At 64.6% G+C, this 14,224-nt stretch carries 11 protein-coding genes; 10 read left to right on the top strand and 1 reads right to left on the bottom strand.

Translation table 11 applies throughout. The features are described 5' to 3' along the window. Positions 1 to 34 precede the first annotated feature (34 nt). Genes SO140_RS03955 through SO140_RS03940 form a run of 4 tightly spaced genes read left to right on the top strand, consistent with a single transcriptional unit; the run spans position 35 to position 3,306 of the window. Entirely contained in the window at positions 35 to 913 is an 879-nt protein-coding gene (locus SO140_RS03955; protein ID WP_449383968.1) for a branched-chain amino acid ABC transporter permease, read from the top strand. Next, on the top strand, positions 913 to 1,890 hold the full coding sequence (locus tag SO140_RS03950; protein ID WP_449383969.1) for a branched-chain amino acid ABC transporter permease: 978 nt from the start codon (positions 913 to 915) through the stop codon (positions 1,888 to 1,890). Before SO140_RS03955 ends, SO140_RS03950 begins: the two co-directional genes overlap by 1 nt. Continuing rightward, a complete protein-coding gene (locus SO140_RS03945) occupies positions 1,887 to 2,618 on the top strand; it encodes an ABC transporter ATP-binding protein (protein WP_449383970.1) in 732 nt (243 codons plus the stop codon). Before SO140_RS03950 ends, SO140_RS03945 begins: the two co-directional genes overlap by 4 nt. Then, complete coding sequence (locus SO140_RS03940; RefSeq protein WP_449383971.1) at positions 2,602 to 3,306, top strand: ABC transporter ATP-binding protein; 705 nt, start codon at positions 2,602 to 2,604, stop codon at positions 3,304 to 3,306. Before SO140_RS03945 ends, SO140_RS03940 begins: the two co-directional genes overlap by 17 nt. Positions 3,307 to 3,641: 335 nt before the next feature. On the opposite strand, the gene otnC is transcribed toward SO140_RS03940, so the two are convergent. Further along, the gene (gene otnC / locus SO140_RS03935; RefSeq protein ID WP_449383972.1) at positions 3,642 to 4,307 is read right to left on the bottom strand and encodes a 3-oxo-tetronate 4-phosphate decarboxylase; all 666 of its coding nucleotides are present in this window, start codon (positions 4,305 to 4,307) and stop codon (positions 3,642 to 3,644) included. A 119-nt stretch (positions 4,308 to 4,426) separates the two neighbouring features. Here otnC and ltnD point away from each other — a divergent pair, with 119 nt between their 5' ends. The 6 genes from ltnD (at position 4,427) to SO140_RS03905 (ending at position 14,003) form a co-directional block, all read left to right on the top strand. Beyond that, complete coding sequence (gene ltnD / locus SO140_RS03930) at positions 4,427 to 5,341, top strand: L-threonate dehydrogenase (protein ID WP_449383973.1); 915 nt, start codon at positions 4,427 to 4,429, stop codon at positions 5,339 to 5,341. Between the two features lie 10 nt (positions 5,342 to 5,351). Further along, positions 5,352 to 6,134 (top strand): 2-oxo-tetronate isomerase, encoded by a 783-nt coding sequence (gene otnI / locus SO140_RS03925; RefSeq protein WP_449383974.1) that lies wholly within the window; start codon positions 5,352 to 5,354, stop codon positions 6,132 to 6,134. Beyond that, a complete protein-coding gene (gene otnK, locus SO140_RS03920; protein ID WP_449383975.1) occupies positions 6,131 to 7,408 on the top strand; it encodes a 3-oxo-tetronate kinase in 1,278 nt (425 codons plus the stop codon). The genes otnI and otnK overlap by 4 nt, the downstream gene beginning before the upstream one ends. 181 nt (positions 7,409 to 7,589) lie before the next feature. Then, positions 7,590 to 9,278 carry a methyl-accepting chemotaxis protein gene (locus tag SO140_RS03915; protein ID WP_449383976.1) on the top strand — a complete coding sequence of 563 codons (1,689 nt, stop codon included), beginning with the start codon at positions 7,590 to 7,592 and terminating at the stop codon, positions 9,276 to 9,278. Between the two features lie 350 nt (positions 9,279 to 9,628). Beyond that, positions 9,629 to 12,814, top strand: a complete 3,186-nt coding sequence (locus tag SO140_RS03910; RefSeq protein WP_449383977.1) for an efflux RND transporter permease subunit — start codon at positions 9,629 to 9,631, stop codon at positions 12,812 to 12,814. Further along, positions 12,801 to 14,003: an efflux RND transporter periplasmic adaptor subunit gene (locus SO140_RS03905; protein ID WP_449383978.1), complete on the top strand. Its 1,203-nt coding sequence runs from the start codon at positions 12,801 to 12,803 to the stop codon at positions 14,001 to 14,003. The genes SO140_RS03910 and SO140_RS03905 overlap by 14 nt, the downstream gene beginning before the upstream one ends. The last annotated feature ends 221 nt before the right edge of the window (positions 14,004 to 14,224 follow it).

Here is a 14,224-nt window from a genome sequence, read left to right as displayed (position 1 = left end):
CCGGGGCGCAGGGCAGGGTGGGGGACCAAGCACTGTGACAGCCGAGACCATTATCCAAAGTCTTGCGAGCGGCCTTCTCATGGGGCTGCTCTACGGACTGATCGCCGTCGGGCTCGCTTTGATCTTCGGCCTGATGGACGTCGTGAACTTCGCCCATGGCGAGTTCCTGATGATCGCGATGTACGCGACCTTCTTCCTGTTCGCGTTCTTTGCGATCGATCCCTTGTTGTCGGCGCCGCTGGTTGCGTCGGCCTTGTTCGTGTTCGGGGCCCTGATCTATCTTCTGGTTGTGCGCTTTGCGATGCGTGCCAAGGCCAATGCCGGCATGGTGCAGATCTTCGCGACCTTTGGCCTGGCGATCGTGATGCGGGGATTGGCGCAGCTCTTCTTCACGCCGGATTATCGCAGCGTCACCCACTCCTGGCTCGGCGGCAAGACCATCGCGGTCGCCGGCATCTTCCTGCCGGCACCGCAGCTGGTTGGCGCTCTGGTGTCGATCGCAGCATTTGCCGCGCTCTATTTCTTCATCAACCGCACCGATTTCGGCCGCGCGCTGGAGGCAACTCGTGAAGATCCCGGCGCGGTGGCGCTGGTTGGTATCGACAAGAACCGCGTGTTCGCGCTCGGATGGGGCCTTGGCGCGGCCCTGGTCGGTTTGTCCGGCGCCATCATGGCGGTCTTCTTCTACATCTATCCCGATGTCGGGGCATCCTTTGCGCTGATCGCCTATGTCACGGTGGCGCTCGGCGGCTTCGGCAGTGTGTTCGGCGCCTTCGCCGGCGGCATCGTCGTCGGTTTGGTCGAAGCAACGACCGCGTTGGTTCTGCCGCCGTCGCTCAAATCGGTCGGCATCTATGCCGTCTATCTCCTCGTTGTCTTCATCCGGCCGCGCGGCCTGTTCGGGTCGATGTGATGGACAAGGATTTCTCCGCGCGGCGCCGCCGCGACCTGATCATAGCCGCCGTGCTGGCGGTGATCGCGGCACTGGTGCCGCTGTTCGTGAAGGACGTCTACGTCCAGAACATCATGATCCTGACGCTGATGTACGCAGCGTTATCGCAGAGCTGGAATATCCTCTCCGGCTATTGCGGACAGATTTCGCTCGGCCACGCCCTTTATTTCGGATTGGGTGCCTACACCACCGCGCTTCTCTTCATGAAGTTCGGAGTGCTGCCGTGGTTCGGAATGATCGCCGGCGGCTTGATCTCCGCAGCGATCGCGATGGCGCTCGGCTATCCCTGTTTCCGCCTCGGCGGCCACTATTTTGCGATTGCCACCATCGTGATCGCCGAAATTGCGCTGCTGCTGATCCAGAACTGGGACTGGGCGGGCGCGGCGCTTGGCATTGACATCCCCGTACGCGGCGACAGCTGGTTGAAGTTCCAGTTCACGCGAAGCAAGCTGCCGTATTTCTATTTTGCTCTTGCGCTCGCATGCATCGCCTGGTTCGTCACCTGGTGGCTGGAAGATTCCAAATGGGGCTTCTGGTGGCGAGCGGTGAAGGATAATCCGCAGGCCGCCGAGAGTCTGGGCGTGGACGTGTTCAATTCCAAGATGGGCGCCGCGGCCGTCTCGGCCTTCCTCGTCGCGGTCGGCGGCAGCTTCTACGCGCAGTTCGTCTCGTATATCGATCCTGAGAGCGTGATGGGTTTCCAGTTCTCTCTGCTGATGGCGCTGCCCGCGGTGCTGGGCGGGATCGGCACCCTCTGGGGGCCCGCGCTCGGCGCGGTCATCCTCATCCCACTGACGGAATTGACGCGCTCCTATATCGGCGGTTCGGGCCGCGGCGTCGACCTCATCGTCTATGGCTCACTGATCATCCTGATCTCGCTGGCGCTGCCGCGAGGGCTGGTGAGCCTGTTCTCGTCGCGCAAGGGAGCCGCACGATGACCGCGCTCCTCGAAACCCGCGGTGTCTGGCAGCGTTTCGGCGGCCTCGTCGCCAATTCCGACGTCTCGATCTCGGTCGGCCGCGGCGAGATCGTCGGGCTGATCGGCCCCAACGGCGCCGGCAAGTCGACGCTGTTCAATCTCATCGCCGGCGTCCTGCCGCCGACGCAAGGCTCGATTCTATTCGACGGCGAGGACGTCACGCGCATGCCAGCAGCCGAGCGCTGCCAGCGCGGCGTCGGGCGCACCTTCCAGGTCGTCAAGAGCTTTGAGACCATGACGGTCGTCGACAACGTCATCGTCGGCGCGCTGGTGCGCAACACCGTGATGCGCGAGGCCCGTCGCAAGGCGCACGAGGTGCTGGAGTTCACCGGCCTCGCCGCGCGCGCCGGCGTGCTCGCAAGCGACCTCGTGCCGGCCGAGAAGCGGCGCCTTGAAGTGGCGCGCGCGCTTGCGACCGAGCCAAAGCTGCTGCTGCTGGACGAAGTCCTCACCGGCCTCACGCCGACGGAAGCGCAGACCGGCGTCGCGCTGGTGCGCAAGGTGCGCGATGCCGGCATCACCGTGCTGATGGTCGAGCACGTTATGGAGATCGTGATGCCGCTGGTCGACCGCGCCATCGTGCTCGACCTCGGCAAGGTGCTGGTCGAGGGCAAGCCCGCCGACGTCGTTCGCGATCCCAAGGTGATCAGCGCATATCTGGGAGATCGACATGCTCAGAGTGCATGAAGTCACGACCGCCTATCAGGGGCTGGTTGCGATTTCGTCCGTGTCGATCGGCGTCGAGAAGGGGGAGATCGTCTGCGTCGCTGGCGCCAATGGCGCGGGCAAGTCGACGCTGCTAAAATCCATCGCCGGCGCCGAGCGCCCGCGTTCGGGCAGCGTGACGTTCGACGGCAAGCGGCTCGACGGCATGGCGCAGCATCACATCACGGCAACCGGTATCGCCTATGTGCCGGAGAACCGCCGCCTGTTCCCGCGTCTGTCGGTGCGCGACAATCTTCGCCTCGGCAGCTATCTCTATCGCGGCGATGCGAACCGCGACGAACCGCTCGAGCTCGTCTTCAACTTGTTCCCGCGTCTGTCCGAGCGTCTCGAGCAGCGCGCGGAAACGCTCTCCGGTGGCGAGCAGCAGATGCTCGCGATCGGCCGCGCCCTGATGACGCGCCCGCGGCTGTTGATGCTGGACGAGCCTTCGCAGGGCATCATGCCAAAGCTCGTTGACGAGATCTTTCAGGCCGTCAAACGTATCCGCGACGCCGGCATGACCGTGCTGATCGTCGAGCAGCGCATGGCCGAATGCCTCGAGATCGCGGACCGCGCCTACATCCTGCAAACCGGCCGCGTCCTGATGCAGGGCCCGTCCGCGGAGATCAAGGGCAATCCGGACGTGCGCAAGGCGTATCTGGGACTGTAGCCGCGAAGGACATTTCGTAAGATGGGCAAAGGCGCGCGAGCGCCGTGCCCACCGCTTTCGTGGAAGCATAGATGGTGGGCACGCTTCCGCCTTCGCTCTTCGAGCTACGGCGGACAAGTCGCCTTGCCAGCTCGACGGATTCCTGCGTCATTGCGAGCGGGACACGACCTTGCAACAATCTCTGCGTCATCGCCCGCGAAGGCGCGAAGGCGGGCGATCCACTATCCCAGAGGCGGTGACGAATACGGAGAAGCCGCGGCGTACTGGATTCCCCGCTTTCGCGGGGAATGACAGCGGCGGGTGGGAGGCCGCGGGCGTACCCATAGCAGTGGGCGCTAGTGATGCTCCCCATGCTCCGGCAGCGCCACCCCGAACACCTTCACGAGATCCTTCACCTGCTCCGGCGACAGATGGCGCGGGTTCAGCCCGCGCAGCAGCAGATACAGCTTCGCCGTCTCCTCCAACTCCTCCGTCGCGAACACGGCGGCTTCCAGCGTGTCGCCGGCGACGACTGGGCCGTGATTGGCGAGCAGCACGGATGAATATTTCCCCGCCAGCCCCTTGATCGCATCCGCCACCGCGGGATCGCCGGGGCGGTAATAGGGCACGAGCGCGGTGGCGCCGCATTTCATCAGGTAGTAGGCCGTCATCGGCGGCAGCGCGGCGCGCGGATCGATTTCGGGCAGCATCGAGAGAGCGACCGAATGGGTCGAGTGCAGATGTACGATCGCGCGTGCCGCGCCGCGGGTCTCGTAGAGCGCGGTGTGCAGCGGAACCTCCTTGGTCGGTGCATCGCCCGAGACGAGCCGGCCGGATTGATCCAGCCGTGACAGCCGCGCCGGGTCGAGGAAGCCGAGCGAGGCATTGGTCGGCGTCACCAGCCAGCCGCCGTCGGGAAGCTTGACGCTGATATTGCCGGAGGAGCCCAGCGTCAGGCCTCGCTCGAACAACGAGCGGCCGAAGCGGCAGATATCCTCGCGTAGTTTGCTGTCATTGCTCATGAAAGGGCCGCCCTCATGGCCTCGTTGTCTCACGCTTTGGCAGCGCGGCCAAGCCGTGATATGCGGTTCAAGAGGCCGCCGAGACCGGCCATTGAGGAACGTTCCAAGGGACCAATCGCATGTCGTCTGCCTCGCAAAATCCGCGTATCGCCGTCATCGGGCTTGGCTCGATGGGCTTTGGCATGGCCACATCGCTCAGGCGCACCGGTTTTACCGTGACCGGCTGCGACGTGTCGGCCGACGCGGTGGCGCGCTTCGTCAAGGACGGCGGGGCGGGTGCGAAAACACCGGCGGAGGCGGCGAAGGAGGCGGACGTCGTCGTCAGCGTCGTGGTCAACGCCGCGCAGACTGAAGCGATCCTGTTCGGCCAAAACGGCGCCGCCGAGACCATGCCGAAGGACAGCGTCTTCATCTCCTCCGCCACCATGGACCCCGACGTCGCCCGGCGCCTCGCAAAGCAGCTCGAGGCGACCGGCCGGCACTACCTGGATGCGCCGATCTCCGGCGGCGCGCAGCGCGCCGCGCAAGGCGAGCTGACAATTCTCGCCTCCGGCAGCCCCGCCGCGTTCGCCAAGGCGCGCCCCGCGCTCGATGCCATGGCGGCAAAGCTCTACGAGCTTGGCGATGCCGCCGGCCAGGGCGCCGCCTTCAAGATGATCAACCAGCTCCTCGCCGGCGTGCATATCGCCGCGGCATCCGAAGCGATCGCTTTTGCCGCCAAGCAGGGCCTCGACATCCGGAAGGTCTACGAGGTGATCACGGCCTCCGCCGGCAATTCCTGGATGTTCGAGAACCGCATGCCGCACGTGCTGGACGGTGACTACACCCCGCGCAGCGCGGTCGAGATTTTCGTGAAGGACCTCGGCATCATCCAGGACATGGCGCGCTCGGCAAAATTCCCGGTGCCGGTTTCGGCCGCGGCGCTCCAGATGTTCCTCATGACCGCAGCAGCCGGCATGGGCCGCGACGACGATGCGTCGGTGGCGCGGATGTATGCGCAGGTCACCGGCGTGAAGCTGCCAGGCGATAAATAGGAGGATTCCGATGCCCCGTTTTGCCGCCAACCTCTCGATGATGTTCACCGAGGTGCCGTTCCTCGACCGCTTCGATGCCGCCGCACAGGCCGGGTTCACCGCCGTCGAATTCCTGTTTCCCTATGATCACCCGGTCGACGCGGTTGGCGAGCGGCTCAAGCGCAACGGGCTCACGCAGGCGCTGTTCAACCTGCCGCCCGGCAACTGGGACGCCGGCGAGAAGGGCTTTGCGGCGCTGCCTTCGCGCTTCGGCGATCTCAAGCAGAGTCTGGAGACGGCGTTGCCTTATGCCAGGGCGACCGGCGTCAAGCGTCTGCATTTGATGGCCGGCATCGCCAACCGCGGCGATCGTCTCGCGATCGAGGCTTTCTACAAGTCGGTGGCGTGGGCTGCCGAATTCTTCGCGCCACACGGCATCGACATCGTGATCGAGCCGATCAATCCGCGCAACGTCCCCGGTTATTTCCTCAACGACTTCGGCTTCGCGCGCGACGTGGTCGAGGAGCTGAGGATCCCGAACCTCAAGCTCCAGTTCGACATATATCACTGCCAGATCATCCATGGCGACGTCACCATGCGCCTGCGCGAGATGATGCCGATCATCGGCCATATCCAGATCGCCTCTATCCCCTCGCGTAACGAGCCCGATAGCGAGGAGCTGAACTATCCCTTCCTGTTCGCCGAGCTCGACCGGCTCGGCTATGCCGGCTTCGTCGGCTGCGAATACAATCCGCGCGGCAAGACCACCGATGGCCTCGCCTGGTTCAAGCCTTACGCCGGAGCAAAGTCGTGACACTTGTGCTGGGTTGCATCGCCGACGACTATACCGGTGCCTCCGATCTCGCCAACACGCTGACGCGCGCGGGCCTGCGCACGGTGCAGACAATCGGCGTGCCGTCTGACGACCTGGGACTGCCCGAGGTCGACGCGGTCGTGGTGTCCTTGAAGAGCCGCTCGATCGAAGCGGGGCTTGCGGTGACGCGCTCGCGCGCGGCGGACAAATGGCTGCGCGGCCGCGGCGCGGGCCACGTGCTGTTCAAGATCTGCTCGACCTTCGATTCCACCGACGCAGGCAATATCGGCCCGGTGATGGACGCGCTGCGCGACGACTGCGGCGAGGCGATCGTGCTGGTGACGCCGGCCTTCCCGGAGACCGGCCGCACCGTCTATCAGGGCAATCTCTTTGTCGGCGCGGTGCCGCTTAACGAGAGCCCGTTGAAGGACCATCCGCTCAACCCGATGCACGATTCCAACCTGGTGCGGGTGCTGGCGCGGCAGAGCAGGACCGAGGTCGGTCTCGTCAATCTCGGAAGCGTGACGCGCGGTGCGGATGCCGTGCATGCGCAGCTTGCTGAGCTGTCGGCCAAGGGTACCGGCGCGGCGATCATCGACGCCGTGTTCGACCGCGACCTCGAGACCATCGGCCTCGTCGCAGCTGGCCATCGGCTGTCGGTCGGAGCTTCCGGCATCGGCCTTGGGCTGGTGCGCGCGCTGGTCTCTACGGGAAGGGTGAGTCCGAATGTCGCAGCCGCTGAAGCGGGCGCGCCGGTCGGCGGACCGGCGGCGTGTCTGGCCGGAAGCTGCTCGCAGGCGACCCTTCAGCAGATCACGAATGCCGAACGTGTCATGCCGGTGTTGCATCTCGATCCCGAGCAAATTGTCGCAGGCGGCGGCGAAGCGCAGCGCGCGCTCGCCTGGGCGAAGCCCCGGCTCGCTGATGGTCCGGTGCTGATCGCCTCGAGCGCTACGCCGGAGGCGGTCGGCGCGGTGCAGGCGCGGCACGGCCGCGATGCGGCCGGTCACGCCATCGAGCAGGCCATGGCCGATATCGCCGAAGGACTCGTGCAGTCCGGCATACGGCGTCTGGTCGTTGCCGGCGGCGAGACGTCGGGTGCCGTTGTCGATCGCCTGAAGATTCCGGGCTTCCTCGTCGGCGCGGAGATCGCTGCGGGAGTCCCGGTGTTGCGCGCAGTCGGTGCCAAGGAAGGCAGCATGCTGCTTGCCCTCAAATCAGGCAATTTCGGTGGGCCGGAGTTTTTCTCCGATGCGCTTGGACTCATGCGCTGAGCGCAGGGCTCCCTTAGTCCTCTGTTTATTTCTTTCGCGTTCCGTACTCGTACGGAGTCGTAGTTAACATCTGCTCAGTTCCTTTGGTGTTGGATGGCGGCCGCACTCCTTTGGGTTGCAGCTATATCCTGACGCGCGGTCGTGGCCGAAAAGCCCCGGTCCAAGACGAGAGACTGAAGCAATGCTCGCGAAAATTTCCATTCGTGCCAAGATCATCAGCGTCGTGGCCTTTCTCCTGGCCGCGATGACCGGCATGGGTCTGCTTGCCGTCACGAAAATGCAGTCGATCAACGCCAACACGGCCGATATCACCAGGAATTGGCTTCCCAGCGTGCGGGTGCTCGGCGAGATCCGGGCCAACGCCCTGGCTTACCGCGCCATGGTACGTGGTCAACTGTTGGCGGAGACGCTTGAGGAAAAGCTTGCGGCAGAAAAGACGATCGGGGACGTGATCGAGGCACTGGCCAAGTCCCGCAAGCAATACGAGCCGATGATCAGCTCGCCGGAGGAGCGAGCACTGTACACCGAATGGTCCAAGCTGTGGGACGACTACAAGAAGAGTACGGACGATGTCATGGCGCTGTCGCGCAAGGATATCGGCAAGATTCCGCACGAAGCGCTTGAGCTGAACAAAACCGCTGGCAAGATCGGCCAGCGATCGGACGAGGTGCTGAGAAAGGATATCGAGCTCAACAACAAAGGTGGCGACCAGGCTGCCCAGGACGCCGCCGACAGCTATGCCTCCGCCTTCATGCTGGTATCCGTCATTCTCGGCGTCGCACTCGTCATTGGTATCGGCCTCAGCTTCTACATGATCCGTGATGTCTCCGGCGGCATCAATTCTATCGTCGAGCCGATGCAGGCGCTCGGCAAGGGCGACCTGAGCGCGGAAGTGCCGCATCGGGGAGAGAAGACTGAGATCGGCGCCATGGCCGACGCGCTCCAGGTGTTCAAGGAAGCGCTGATCGCCAAGAAGGCGGCCGACGAAGCCGCCGCGCGCGATGCGGAGGTCAAGATCGAGCGCGGTCGCCGCGTCGACAATATCACCCGCGAATTCGAATCCATGATCGGCGAGATCGTGCAGACAGTTTCGTCCGCCTCCACCCAGCTCGAAGCCTCCGCCTCGACGCTGACGGCGAGTGCCGATCGCTCACAGAAAATGGCGACCACGGTCGCGGCGGCTTCGGAAGAAGCCTCCACCAACGTGCAGTCGGTGGCCTCGGCCACCGAGGAAATGGCGTCATCGGTTGGCGAGATCAGCCGGCAGGTCCAGGAATCGGCGCGGATGGCGGGCGACGCCGTCGGCCAGGCCCGCACCACCAGCGAACGCGTCAGCCAGCTGTCCAAGGCAGCCTCCCGCATCGGCGACGTCGTCGAGCTGATCAACACCATCGCCGGCCAGACCAACCTTCTGGCGCTGAACGCGACCATCGAGGCGGCGCGTGCGGGCGAGGCCGGCCGCGGCTTCGCGGTGGTGGCATCCGAAGTGAAGGCGCTCGCCGAGCAGACCGCGAAGGCGACCGGCGAGATCGGCCAGCAGATCACTGGCATCCAGGCCGCCACCAACGACTCCGTCGGCGCGATCAAGGAAATCTCCTCGACGATCGAACGCCTCTCCGAGATATCCTCGGCCATCGCGGCGGCGGTGGAAGAGCAGGGCGCTGCGACCCAGGAGATCGCCCGCAACGTGCAGCAGGCGGCGCAGGGTACCCAGCAGGTCTCCTCCAACATCACCGACGTGCAGCGCGGCGCGACCGAGACCGGCACGGCCTCCTCGCAAGTGCTGTCGGCGGCGCAGATGCTGTCCAACGATTCGAGCCGGCTGAAGACCGAGGTCAGCAAATTCCTGACCAACGTTCGCGCGGCGTGATCGTCGAGTCTCTGCTGTCGTCCTGGACAAGCGGAGCGCAGATCCTGGACCCCCGCGCGAGCGCCTTGGGCTCGTCGCGATTACCCAGGGAGCAGTTTGGCGAAGACTCGTGATCACCGTCTTCGCTCCTCAACTTTTCCCTGGGGTGTGGGTCCCTGGCTTTCGTTCGCCAGGACGACATTGCAGGCGAGGCGCATAGCTGCGATGCTTGTTCCGCAGTGCGGTAGCAGGGAAGTGAATGCTGCGGCGCTGCTTCGCGTTGGCGCTTGCGACGGGGTTCGGGTAAAGGGAAAGAGGAATGCCCGCGGGGGCGGATTCCATCTCTCGCTTGACCTGGAACTGACTGGCGAATGATAGCTCTGGTCCGCATCGCCCTGAGCCGGCCGTACACCTTTGTCGTGCTCGCGCTCCTGCTTCTGATCATCGGACCGCTCGCGGCGCTACGAACGCCGACCGACATCTTTCCGGACATTCGCATCCCCGTGATCGGCGTGGTCTGGCAGTACACCGGCTTGCCGCCGGACCAGATGGCTGGCCGCATCACCACGCCCTTCCAGCGCGCGCTGACGACGACGGTCAACGACATCGAGCACATCGCCGCCAACTCCTACAATGGCTTCGGCATCATCAAGATCTTCTTCCAGCCGAACGTCGACATCCGCACCGCCAACGCGCAAGTGACCGCGATCTCGCAGACACTGCTCAAGCAGATGCCGCCGGGCGCGACGCCGCCATTGATCCTGAATTACTCGGCCTCAACCGTGCCGATCATCCAGGTGGCACTGTCGGGCGAAGGGCTCACCGAGCAGAACCTCGCCGATATCGGCATCAATCAGCTCCGCACGCCGCTGGTCACCGTGCCGGGCGCCGCGATTCCCTATCCCTTCGGCGGCAAGCAGCGTCAGGTGCAGATCGATCTCGATCCGACCGCGCTCCAGGCGCGTGGGCTGTCGGGCCAGGACGTCGCCAACGCGCTTGCTGCGCAAAACCTGATCACGCCGGTCGGCACCCAGAAGATCGGCAGCTTCGAGTATAACATCCAGCTCAACAACTCGCCCCTGAAGATGGAGGAGCTCGGCAATCTGCCGATCAGGACCGTCAACGGCGCGATGGTCTATGTGCGCGACGTCGCGACCGTCAGGGACGGCAACCCGCCGCAGACCAACATCGTCCACGTCGATGGCAATCGTTCGGTGCTGATGATGGTGCTGAAGGCCGGCGCGACCTCCACGCTCGATATCATTTCCGGCATCAAGCAGAAAGTGATCGAGGTCAAGGACCAGTTGCCGGATGCGCTGAAGATCGGCTTCATCGGCGACCAGTCGGTGTTCGTCCGCGGCGCGATCGAGGGCGTCGCCTTCGAGGGCGTGATCGCGGCGCTGCTGACCAGCGTGATGATTCTCCTCTTCCTCGGAAGCTGGCGCTCGACCGTGATCATCGCGGTCTCGATCCCGCTCTCGGTGCTCGGCGCCATCATCATGCTCTCGGCGATCGGCGAGACGCTCAATATCATGACGCTCGGCGGTCTCGCGCTTGCGGTCGGTATTCTCGTCGACGACGCCACCGTGACGATCGAGAACATCAACTATCATCTGGAGCAGGGCAAGCCGGTCGAGCAGTCGATCCTCGACGGCGCCAACCAGATCGTGACGCCGGCCTTCGTCTCGCTGCTCTGCATCTGCATCGTGTTCGTGCCGATGTTCTTCCTCACCGGTGTCGCGCGCTTCCTGTTCGTGCCGATGGCCGAAGCCGTGATGTTCGCGATGATCTGGTCATTCATCCTGTCGCGCACGCTGGTGCCGACCATGGCGAACTATCTGTTGCAGGCGCATGTCCATCACGACGGAGCGCAGCCGAAGTCGCGCAATCCGCTCGTCTGGTTTCAGCGTGGTTTCGAGGCACGGTTCGAGCGCATCCGCGGCGGCTATCGCGGCCTGCTGTCGCTCGCGCTCGCGCATCGCGCGGTGTTCGTGATCGGCTTCCTCTGCGTGATCGGCGCGTCATTCGCACTGGTACCATTCCTGGGACGCAACTTCTTCCCCGCGGTCGATGCCGGCAATATCCTGATGCATGTCCGCACCCAGGTCGGCACCCGCGTCGAGGAGACCGCCAACCAGCTCGCCGACGTGCAGAAGGCGATTCGCAAGCTGATCCCGGGTGAGATCGAGACGCTGACCGACAACATCGGCATGCCGATCTCCGGCATCAACATGACCTACAACAACACCGGCGTGATCGGCCCGCAGGATGGCGACATCCAGATCAAGCTGAAGGAGGGTCACAAGCCGACCGAGGAACATGTGCGTGTGCTGCGCGAGCAATTGCCACGTCTGTTCCCAGGCGTCAGCTTCGCTTTCCTGCCGGCCGACATCGTCAGCCAGATCCTGAACTTCGGCGCTCCGGCGCCGATCGATTTGCAGATCCGTGGCGCCAATCTCGAAGCGAACTTCGCTTACGCCAACAAGCTGCTTGCCAGGGTTCGCCGCATTCCCGGCGTGGCGGATGCGCGCATCCAGCAGTCGCCGAACAACCCGACCTTCAACATCGACGTCGACCGCACCCGCGCGCAATATGTCGGCCTGACCGAGCGCGACGTCACCAACAGCCTCGTGGTCAACCTCGCCGGCTCCTCGCAGGTCGCGCCGACCTACTACCTCAACCCCGACAACGGCGTGTCCTATTCCATCGTGATGCAGACGCCGCAGTATCAGATCGATTCTCTGAGTGCCCTCCAGACGCTGCCGATCACGGCTGCCGGAAATTCACAGTCGCCGATCCTCGGCGGCATCGCCGACATCAAGCGCTCGACATCGAGCGCGGTGGTGTCGCAATACGACATCCAGTCGCTGGTGCAGATCTTTGCGACCACGCAAGGCCGCGACCTCGGCGCGGTTGCAACCGATATCCGCCAGGTGATCGCCGATACCGCCAAGGAGGTGCCGAAGGGGTCTTCCGTCGTGCTGCTCGGCCAGGTGCAGACCATGAACAGCGCCTTTGCCGGGCTGCTGTTCGGCCTGTTGGCGGCCGTGGTGCTGATCTATTTCCTGATCGTCGTGAACTTCCAATCCTGGTCCGACCCGTTCGTGATCGTCACCGCGCTGCCGGCGGCGCTCGCTGGTATCGTCTGGATGCTGTTCACGAGCGAGACGACGCTGTCGGTGCCTGCGCTGACGGGCGCCATCATGTGCATGGGCGTGGCGACGGCGAACAGCGTGCTCGTCATCTCGTTTGCCCGCGAGCGCTACGAAGAGCTCGGCGATCCCGTCGCAGCGGCGCTGGAAGCCGGCTTTGTCCGGTTCCGCCCGGTTCTGATGACGGCGCTCGCCATGATCATCGGCATGGCGCCGATGGCGTTGGGGCTGGGGGAGGGCGGCGAGCAGAACGCACCGCTCGGGCGCGCCGTGATCGGCGGCCTGATCTTCGCGACCTTCGCCACGCTGATGTTTGTTCCCGTGGTCTTTAGTATGGTACACAAGAAACAAGGCGCCAAGGCCGCCGCCGCTGCCTCACCGGAGAAGCCGCATGCCGTCCACTGAACCCCGCTCGCCGGTGTCGCGCCGGAAACTGGGCATATTTGGCGTCGTGGCGCTGATCGCGGCGGGTCTCGTCGTCGGCACTGGTATCCGCGCCCGCGAGGAGCAGGGCTCGAAGCTGAAGCAGTGGACTGACGACCAGGCCATTCCAAGTGTCGCGGTGACGCTACCCAACGCCAAGGTACTCAACGCCACCATCGACCTGCCGGGCCGGCTGGAAGCCTACTACCGCGCGCCGATCTTCGCCCGCGTCTCGGGCTATCTGAAGAGCTGGAGCGCCGACATCGGCACTCGCGTCAAGGCAGGGCAGGTGATCGCCGAGATCGAGGCGCCCGACCTCGACCAGCAACTCCTGCAAGCCCGCGCGGATCTCGCCAGCCAGCAGGCGAGCGCGAGGCTCTCGGAAGCGACCTTGAACCGGCGCAAGACGCTGGTCGCCTCCAACTTCGTCTCCGCCCAGGAGATCGACGAGCGCACCGCCGATCTTTCCAACAAGAAGGCTGCCGTCAATTCGGGCCAGGCCAATGTCGAGCGCCTCGAGGCGCTCGCCGGCTACAAGAAGATTACTGCGCCTTTCGACGGGGTCGTCACTGCACGAGACACCGATGTCGGCGCGTTGATCAATGCGGGCGGCGGCTCGGGCCCTTCGATGTTCGTGATCTCAGACATCACCAAGCTGCGCGTTTACGTCAGCGTGCCGCAGAATTATGTGCCGGCGATCAAGATCGGCGCCAAGGCCAGTATCACGCTGCCGGAGTATCCGAACCGGACCTTCCCGGCGACGGTTGAAGCCTCCTCGCAGGCCGTCGACGTCTCCTCGGGCACCACGCGCATGCAGCTTGGGCTCGACAATTCCAGCGGCGAGCTGATGCCCGGCGGCTATGCCAGCGTGAAGCTGCACTTGCAGCGTGATTCCGCGCCGCTCAGCATTCCCGCAAGCGCCCTGATCTTCAACGGCAGCGGCCTGCGCGTCGCGACCGTCACGCCCGACGACAAGGTGGCGTTCAAGACCGTGACCATCGCGCGCGATCTCGGCCGCGAGATCGAGATCGCCTCCGGCATGGCTCCCGACGACCGCGTCATCACCGCGCCGCCCGACGGCCTCGCCGACGGCGACCAGGTGCGGGTGGTGAACGGTGGCGCCAAGGGCAAGCCCGCCACCGCGTCCGAAAAGCAGGCGCCGAGGAGCTAGGGTGGTCTCGTGCCCCGGACGCAGCGCAGCACGAAGTGATGCGGTGCTGAGCCGGGGCCCACTTGCCAAAGCGCAGCCTGTTGCCCATCTGGGTCCCGGCTCTGCGGAGCAGCGCTAAGCGCAGCACCGCGTCCGGGACACGAGAACTAAAGCGGGATGGGGTTAGGTTGAATCGATTTGGGATTCCCAAATCAGCTTGTTTCTGATTCACCATGCTGGCT

Source organism: Bradyrhizobium sp. UFLA05-108 (genome assembly GCF_059803455.1).
The sequence above is the reverse complement of the archived record's forward strand: the minus strand, read 5'-3'. Positions and strand labels throughout refer to the sequence as shown.